The organism is Streptomyces sp. DvalAA-14, assembly GCF_900091855.1.
GTDB lineage: Bacteria > Actinomycetota > Actinomycetes > Streptomycetales > Streptomycetaceae > Actinacidiphila.
Map to the genome: position 1 here is coordinate 1 of NZ_FMCH01000358.1, position 7,771 is coordinate 7,771.

General features: G+C 72.6%; 6 protein-coding genes. 1 reads left to right on the top strand and 5 read right to left on the bottom strand.

Annotation, left to right across the window (positions count from 1 at the left end):
- Positions 1-136 precede the first annotated feature (136 nt).
- The gene (locus tag GA0115240_RS18580; protein WP_176725109.1) at positions 137-2,416 is read left to right on the top strand and encodes a terpene synthase family protein; all 2,280 of its coding nucleotides are present in this window, start codon (positions 137-139) and stop codon (positions 2,414-2,416) included.
- A 132-nt stretch (positions 2,417-2,548) separates the two neighbouring features.
- Here the strand turns inward: GA0115240_RS18580 and GA0115240_RS18585 are convergent, their stop codons facing one another.
- From GA0115240_RS18585 to GA0115240_RS18605, 5 genes are all read right to left on the bottom strand, one after another.
- Positions 2,549-3,565, bottom strand: coding sequence for a hypothetical protein (locus tag GA0115240_RS18585; protein ID WP_176725108.1), 1,017 nt, complete (start codon positions 3,563-3,565; stop codon positions 2,549-2,551).
- Between the two features lie 18 nt (positions 3,566-3,583).
- A complete protein-coding gene (gene metF / locus GA0115240_RS18590; protein WP_093737801.1) occupies positions 3,584-4,504 on the bottom strand; it encodes a methylenetetrahydrofolate reductase [NAD(P)H] in 921 nt (306 codons plus the stop codon).
- Between the two features lie 524 nt (positions 4,505-5,028).
- Positions 5,029-5,673 (bottom strand): thiamine phosphate synthase, encoded by a 645-nt coding sequence (thiE, locus tag GA0115240_RS18595; RefSeq protein ID WP_093737802.1) that lies wholly within the window; start codon positions 5,671-5,673, stop codon positions 5,029-5,031.
- Positions 5,674-5,726: 53 nt separating this feature from the next.
- Entirely contained in the window at positions 5,727-6,101 is a 375-nt protein-coding gene (locus tag GA0115240_RS18600; protein WP_093737803.1) for an Rv2175c family DNA-binding protein, read from the bottom strand.
- A gap of 151 nt (positions 6,102-6,252) precedes the next feature.
- Positions 6,253-7,425 (bottom strand): NAD(P)/FAD-dependent oxidoreductase, encoded by a 1,173-nt coding sequence (locus tag GA0115240_RS18605; protein ID WP_093737805.1) that lies wholly within the window; start codon positions 7,423-7,425, stop codon positions 6,253-6,255.
- Between the last annotated feature and the right edge of the window lie 346 nt (positions 7,426-7,771).

The following is a 7,771-nucleotide window of genomic DNA, read 5'->3' on the forward strand; positions in this document are numbered from 1 at the left end:
CCAAGATCGTTAATCAACCGGCTGCCCGAATTCAACCGATCGGGCGGAAACACCCGGTGCGCCCTGACACGCGCCCGGGGCCGCCGCCTAGCGTGGTGACCGGGTGATGATCGCCGACCGGAAGGCCTCCCTGGACATGCCGCAGCCCTTTGAACTGCCCCAGTTCTACGTGCCGTACCCGGCGCGGCTGAACCCCCACCTGGAAGGGGCCCGGGAGCATTCCAAAGCCTGGGCCCGTGACATGACGATGATCGAGGGATCCGGCATCTGGGAGGAGTCGGACTTCGACTCCCACGACTACGCCTTGCTGTGCGCCTATACCCATCCCGACGCCTCCGGCCCCGAACTCGACCTGGTCACCGACTGGTACGTCTGGGTGTTCTTCTTCGACGACCACTTCCTCGACATCTTCAAGCGCACCCAGGACATGGCCGGCGCCAAGGAGTACCTGGACCGGCTGACCGCCTTCATGCCGGTGGACCTGAGCCAGCCGGTGCCCGAGCCGACCAACCAGGTCGAAGCGGGCCTGGCCGACCTGTGGGCGCGGACCGTGCCGGCCATGTCGGAGGGCTGGCGGCGCCGCTTCCACGAGAGCACCCATTACCTGCTGGAGGAGTCCCTCTGGGAGCTGGACAACATCAGCGCCGGCCGGATCTCCAACCCCATCGAATACATCGAGATGCGCCGCAAGGTCGGTGGCGCCCCGTGGTCGGCCAACCTCATCGAACACGCGGCGAACGCCGAGGTCCCGGACCTGATCGCGGCCAGCCGCCCGATGCGGGTGCTGCGCGACACCTTCGCCGACGCCGTCCATCTGCGCAACGACCTGTTCTCCTACCAGCGGGAGACCGAGCAGGAGGGCGAACTGGCCAACGCGGTCTTGGTGCTGGAGCACTTCCTCGGCCTGAGCACCCAGGAGGCCGCCGAGCGGGTCAACGACCTGCTGACCTCCCGGCTCCAGCAGTTCGAGCACACCGCCTTCACCGAAGTCGAGCCGCTCTTCCAGCAGTACGGCCTCGGTCCCCGGCAGCGGGCGGACGTCTTCGCGTACGTCAAGGGGCTGCAGGACTGGCAGTCCGGCGGCCACGAGTGGCACATGCGCTCCAGCCGGTACATGAACGGCGCGAGCGACAGCTCCCGTCCGCCGGCGGTGCTCGGCGGGCCCACCGGTCTGGGTACGTCGGCGGCGCAGATCCTCGGCTCCCTGGCCGGGACGATGCCGCAGCGGGCGCGCTCCTTCAGCCACGTACCGCACCAGCGGGTCGGCTGGGTGCGGCGGCCCGAGATCCCGATGCCCTTCCCGACCACCCTCAGCCCGCATCTGGACGCCTCCCGCGAGCACAACCTGGAGTGGGGCCAGCGGATGGGCATGCTCGACCCCGAGCCCGGATTCCCGCTGCCCGGCGGCCTGTGGAACGCACAGAAGCTGCGGGGCTACGACTTCGCGCTGTGCGCCGCCGGTATCCATCCGGACGCCACCGCGGACGGCCTCGACCTGACCACGGACTGGCTGACCTGGGGCACCTACGGCGACGACTACTACCCGATCGTCTTCGGCCGCGGCACCGATATGTCGGCGGCCCGGATCACCACCGAGCGCTTCAAGCTGTTCATGCCGCTGGACGGCGACGCGCGTTCGGTGCCGCCGCCGCTGACCGTGCTGGAGCGCGCGCTGGCCGACCTGTGGCACCGCACCGCGGGCCCGATGACGCCGGCAGCGCGCCGCAAGTTCCGCGCCTCGATCGAGGACATGTGCGAGAGCTGGCTGTGGGAGGTGGCCAACCAGAAGCAGAACCGGGTGCCCGACCCGGTCGACTACATCGAGATGCGCCGCAAGACCTTCGGCTCCGACCTGACCATGAGCCTGTCGCGGATCGGCCACGGCGACGCGCTGTCCGAGGAGATCTACCGGTCCCGCCCGGTGCGGGCGATGGAAACCGCGGCGGCCGACTTCGCCTGCCTGATCAACGACGTGTACTCGTACCAGAAGGAGATCGAGTTCGAGGGCGAGATCCACAACGCGGTGCTGGTGGTGCAGAACTTCCTGGACTGCGGGCCGCAGGAGGCCATGGGGGTGGTCGGCGATCTGATGGCCAGCCGGCTGCAGGAGTTCCAGCACATCACCGAGACCCAACTGCCCGCGCTGTTCGAGGAATTCGATCTGGACCCGGCGGCGCGCACCGCACTGGCCGGTTACGCCCAGGAGCTGCGCGACTGGCTGGCCGGCATCCTCACCTGGCACGAGGGCTGCGACCGCTACCGGGAGGAGACGCTCCGCCGGGACTTCCCCCATCTGGCCTCGGCGCTGCCCGCGGCGCCCGGCGGCGCGGCGGGGGGCCTGCTGCCCTGGCGCACCCCGAGCGGCATCGGTACCTCGGCGTCCCGGCTGCCGTCGCTGCTGGCGGCCGGCCAGTGAGGCGACCGGGCTTCGCCCCGGGAGAGGAGGCCGGGCCGCGCGGGCGGGCGCCCGGTTGATCCGCCGTCGGACGCGGTGGCGGCCGGCGGGACGGCTTCAGCGGCGGCTCGAGGACCGCACTCCGTGGCGGGCTCAGTAACGGTAGGGGTCGTACGGGTCCGGGTACTCCGTCGGATCGGCGGTGTACTGCGGCTGCGGCTGCGACTCGTAGGGCGACTGGTGCTGCTGCTGCGGGATGTACGGCTGCGCCTGCGGGTCGTATCCGTATCCCGTGGCGGCGTACGGGTCGGCCGGCTGCTGGCCCTGATACGGGGGCTCGGGGTGCTGCGGGTGCGGCTGCGGCGTCCAGTCCCCGGTGCCGGTGGCCTGGGCACCGTACGCGTCGTAGCCGCCGTATCCTTCGGTGCCGCCGTAGCCGTTGCCGTTGCCGCCGTTGTAACCGTCGTAGGCGGCCGCCGCGGCCTGCTGCTGCTCCTGGTAGCCGCCGCCCTGGTCGTAGCCGTAACCCTGGCCGCTCCGGCTGCCCCAGCCGGACTGCGGGTCGTAGCCGGTACTCGCCGCGGCCGGCTGCGGCTCGCTGCTCCAGCCGTCGTAGCCCTGGGTGCCGTAGCCCTCGTAGCCGCCGCTCGTGTACGGGTCCGAAGTGTAGGCGGACTGGCTGTTGTAGAGCGGGTATTCGCCGCTGTCGTCGTGTATCGGGACCGGCTGGAAGACCGACGGGTCGTCGGCGTCGGCGCCGAACTCGCCTTGGGCGGCGAGCACATCGGCGTCCTGGCGGGCGGCTGCCGCGCCCTGCTCGGCGTCCGCCTCGATCGGGGTGACCTCCAGGACCGGCTCGCCCGACCGCGGGGCGCCGCCTTTGCGGCGGCGGCTGGAACCCGGCCGGCCGCCCAGCGACCAGCCGGTGGAGAAGCCCCGCTTGTAGGAGAGGGTGACGAGCGACTGCCCGGCGCCGAAGGCGAGCGCGCCGAGGATGATCACCACCACTTCGCGCAGCGCCACCCCGCCGACCACGCCCAGGAATCCCACGAAGGCCAGCAGCCGCCAGCGCAGCCGGGCCTTGTACTGCAGCAGGACCTCGCCGAGCAGCCACAGCGCGACGATGCCGAACGCGATGTAGAGCACCGAGTAGCCCATGTGCCCGCCCACTTCCTCACCTAGGGGGTGTCACGCCGCCCGCTGGTGCAGCCCGAGGTTCTCGTAGATCTCCAGCGATGCGGTGGAGTGGTTAAGAGTAATGAAGTGGAGCCCCGGAATGTCCTCGGCCATGAGTCGGCGGCACATCTCGGTGGTGAACTCGATGCCGATCGCCCGGACCGCGGCCGGGTCGTCCGCCACGGCCAGCAGGCGTTCCGCCAGGTCCGGCGGGAACGGCGCGTTGCCGAGCTGGGCGAAACGTTCGATCTGCTTGACGTTGGTGACCGGCATCACCTCGGGGATGATCGGGATGGTGCCGCCCGCCGCGTCCACCCGGTCGCGCAGCCGCAGGTAGTGCTCGGCGTCGAAGAACATCTGGGTGATCGCGAAGTCGGCGCCGGCCCTGCACTTGTCCACGAAGTGGCGGGTGTCGGCGGCCGGGTCGGTGGACCGCGGGTGCATCTCGGTGAAGGCGGCCACGCCCACGCAGAAGTCGCCGGACTCCTTGATCAGCCGGACCAGGTCCGCCGCGTAGGTGAGGCCGTCCGGATGCGGGACCCAGTCGGCCAGCGGGTCACCGGGCGGGTCGCCCCGCACGGCCAGGATGTTGCGGATTCCGGCGTCGGCGTACTGCCCGATGATGTTGCGCAGCTCGGCGACCGAGTGGTTGACCGCGGTGAGGTGCGCGCACGGGGTGAGCGTGGTGTCCGAGACGATCCGGTCGGTGGCCCGGATCGTCCCGTCCCGGGAGGAGCCGCCGGCGCCGTAGGTCACCGACACGAAGGTGGGGCCGACCGCCTCGATCCGCCGGATCGCGTTCCACAGCGTCCGCTCGCCCTTCTCGGTCCGCGGCGCGGCGAACTCGAACGAGTACGAGCGCTCGCCACGGGCGAGCAGCTCACGGATGGTGAGCGCGCGGTCGGTGCGGGTGGAGGGTGTGCCGAAGGCCATGCGGCCAAGGCTATCCGGGTCCCACCCCGCCGCGCGCCTCCCGCGCTTCTCGCGCTCCCCCGCGCGAGGGGCCACCGCCGACCCGACGCCCGGCACCGGCCCGAGCCCCACAGGGGCACGCCCCCCGCCCTGACGGGGAGCTCCCGGCCCACGCCGTACCAGCCGGCTGGTACGGGGCTGAGCGCGCCGTTCCCCGCGCCCCGATCGGGCACCCCGCACCCCCCCGAGGGCGCCGACCCGCCGGGGTGGCTCCGGCCCACGCCGGACCAGCCGGCTGGTACGGGGGCTGAGCGCGCCGTTCCCCGCGCCCCTACGGGGCAAGCCGCAGGTGGCCGCTGGTCCGCGCCCCTAGGGGCGCGGGGAACTGCGCGAACAACCACGACGAATCCGCAGCCTGCCAGCCACCCCAAGGGGCACTTGCTGCCGCCACCGGGCCACCGGGCCACCAGCCGGTGGCCGACCGAGCACGCCGTACGGCGCGGACAACCACGGCCGACCAGCCGGTCACCGCCGCGGCGGCAGACTCACCCAGAGCGGAGCATTTCGCTGAAGGTGGCGGCCGCTGCCGCGGGGTCCGGAGCGTCGGTGATCGCTCGGACGACCACGATGCGGCGGGCGCCGGCCGCAAGCACCTGATGGACGTTGTGGTGGTCGATACCGCCGATGGCGAACCAGGGGCGATCGCTGCCGAGCGCGGCGGCGAAGCGGACCAGATCGAGGCCGGGCGCGGAGCGCCCCGGCTTGGTGGGGGTCGGCCAGACCGGCCCGGTGCAGAAATAGTCCGCACCGGGCTGGACCGCGGCCGCCCTGACCTCCGCCTCGGTGTGGCAGGAACGGCCGATCAGCACCTCGTCGCCGAGCAGGGCGCGCGCCGCCGGGACCGGCAGGTCCCCCTGTCCGAGGTGGAGGACCTCCGCGCCGGCCGCGTGCGCCACGTCGGCGCGGTCGTTGACCGCGAGCAGCCGGCCGTGCCGGCGGCACGCCTCGGCCAGCACGGCCAGTGCCTCCAGCTCCGCACCGGCCTCGATGCCCTTGTCGCGGAGCTGGATGACGTCCACCCCGCCGCCGAGCGCCGCGTCGGCGAAGGCCGCGAGATCACCGCGCTCGGTGCGCGCGTCCGTGCAGAGGTACAGCCGGGCGTCGTGGAGCTGCTGACGTGCGGTGGTCATGTGGTCCCCCAAGGCGCGCCCCGGCGGGGCTCGCCCCGGGGCGCGGATCGCGGCTACACGGCGAGCGCCTGCGCGCGACGCTTCACCTCGGTCCCGCGATTCTCCCGCAGCGCCTGCGCGGGGGTGCCGGGCAGGGTCGGGTCCGGGGTGAAGAGCCACTCCAGCGCCTCTTCGTCCGAGAACCCGTCGTCCTTCAGGACGGTCAGCGTGCCGGACAGGCCCTTGATGATCTTCCCCTCACCGAGGAAGTCACTGGGCACCATCAGCACCCTGTTCTCACCGCGGCGGACCGCAAGGAGTTGTCCTTCCTTGATGAGCGGCCGGATCCGGGTCACTTCGAGACCGAGACGCTCGGCGACCTCCGGCAGGGTGAGCCAGGAAGGGACGAGAGCGTCAATGTGTGCGTCAACAGACGAGAAAACTGTCACGGGACAAGCCTGCCACCTGCCACCGACAAGCGCTGCGGCACGACGCCGACCGGGCTACGGACCGGTGTCGTCCGGGCGGCCGTTCCGATCGCGACCCCGAGGCGATACGCAAGCGGTACGCGAGCGGTGCGCGAACGGAATCAACCCGCGCTCAACGGGCGACGGACTTGAGCGGCACGGCCGGATCGGCGGCCGCGACCGGGTCCAGCGCCGCCGACCGGGTGATCAGCTTGCGGGCCTGCGCCATGTCCCGCGGCCTCCCCACCGCCAGCAGCGCCACCAGCAGCCCGTCCCGCAGCCACAGCACCGACCAGGCGGGACCGGCCGGGTCGCCGCGCGTCACCATCGTGTCGTCCTCGGAGTGGTGGCCGGCGTACTGCACGAAGCGGCCGAACTGCTCGGACCAGAAGTACGGCACCGGGTCGTACTGCTCGTCCCCGCCGTTCACGTTGGCGGCGGCGGTGCGCGGGCCCTGCATGGCGTTGTCCCAGTGGTGGATCAGCAGCCGGCGGCCGTAGCGGGCCGACGGGACGGAGGCGCAGTCGCCGACCGCGTAGACGTGTTCGGCGGTCGTCCGCAGCCGGTCGTCGGCGAGCACCGCGCCCGCCGGGTCGAGTGCGACCGCGGAGCCGGCCAGCCAGCGGGTGGCCGGCCGGGCGCCGATGCCGACCACGACGGCCCCGGCGGCCAGTCTGCTGCCGTCGGCCAGCACGACGACGCCCGGCTCCAGGGCGGCGACCGGGGTGCCGGTCCGCAGCTCCACACCGGCCTCGTCGTACCAGTCACGCATATGGGCGGTGACGGAGGCGGGCAGCACACCGGCCAGCGGCCGCGGCGCTGCCTCGACCACGGTCACCTCGCAGCCGGCCTGGCGCGCGGCGGTGGCGAATTCGGCGCCGATCCAGCCGGCGCCCACCACCACGACCCGCTGCCGCGCCTCCAGCACCGGGCGCAGGGCGACGGCGTCGTCCAACGTCCGCAGCGGGTGGACGCCGGGCAGGCACTCGGTCCCCGGCAGTTCGAGAGCGTAGGCGCCGGTGGCCAGCACCAGCCGGTCGTACGGGACGGTTCCCCGGTCGGTGACGAGCTCGTGGGTCTCGGCGCGCAGGGTCTCGGCCCGCTCGCCGAGCCGCAGCTCCACGTCGAGGGCGCCGAAGTCCACGTCGAACCGCACATCGACGGGGTCGCTGCCCGGGGCACCGAGCAGCACCGCCTTCGACAGCGGCGGGCGGTCGTACGGGGGGTGCGGTTCGTCGCCCAGCAGCGTGATTCCGCCGCGCCAGCCCTGCCCGCGCAGTTCCACCGCGGTCTGCACTCCGGCCATCCCGGCTCCGACGATCACCACGTTGTCGCTCACGCGCTCACCGTAAGCCCCTCGCCGCGGCCGGCGAACCCATCCCCTCCACGACGCCGGCCGCCCCACCCCTCACCCGCCCACCCAACCGGGCACCTACCGCCGCCACGGGACCACCGGCCGGTGACCGGCCGAGCGCGCAGTTCCCCGCGCCCTTACCTACGGGCACCCCGCAACCCCAGGCACGCCCGAGACGGCACGCCCCGCGACCCACCCAACGACCCACTTGCTGCCACCTCCAAGCCACCGGCCCGTACGGGGCTGAGCGCGCAGTTCCCCGCGCCCCTACGGGGCGCCCACCAACCCAACGCGGCCG

Bases quoted from the DNA above. Each gene is read 5' to 3' on its own strand.
- GA0115240_RS18580 (WP_176725109.1), top strand. From the start codon at position 137: ATGCCGCAGCCCTTTGAACTGCCCCAGTTCTACGTGCCGTACCCGGCG.
- metF (WP_093737801.1), bottom strand. From the start codon at position 4,504: ATGGCCTTCGGCACACCCTCCACCCGCACCGACCGCGCGCTCACCATC.
- thiE (WP_093737802.1), bottom strand. From the start codon at position 5,673: ATGACCACCGCACGTCAGCAGCTCCACGACGCCCGGCTGTACCTCTGC.
- GA0115240_RS18605 (WP_093737805.1), bottom strand. From the start codon at position 7,425: ATGGCCGGAGTGCAGACCGCGGTGGAACTGCGCGGGCAGGGCTGGCGC.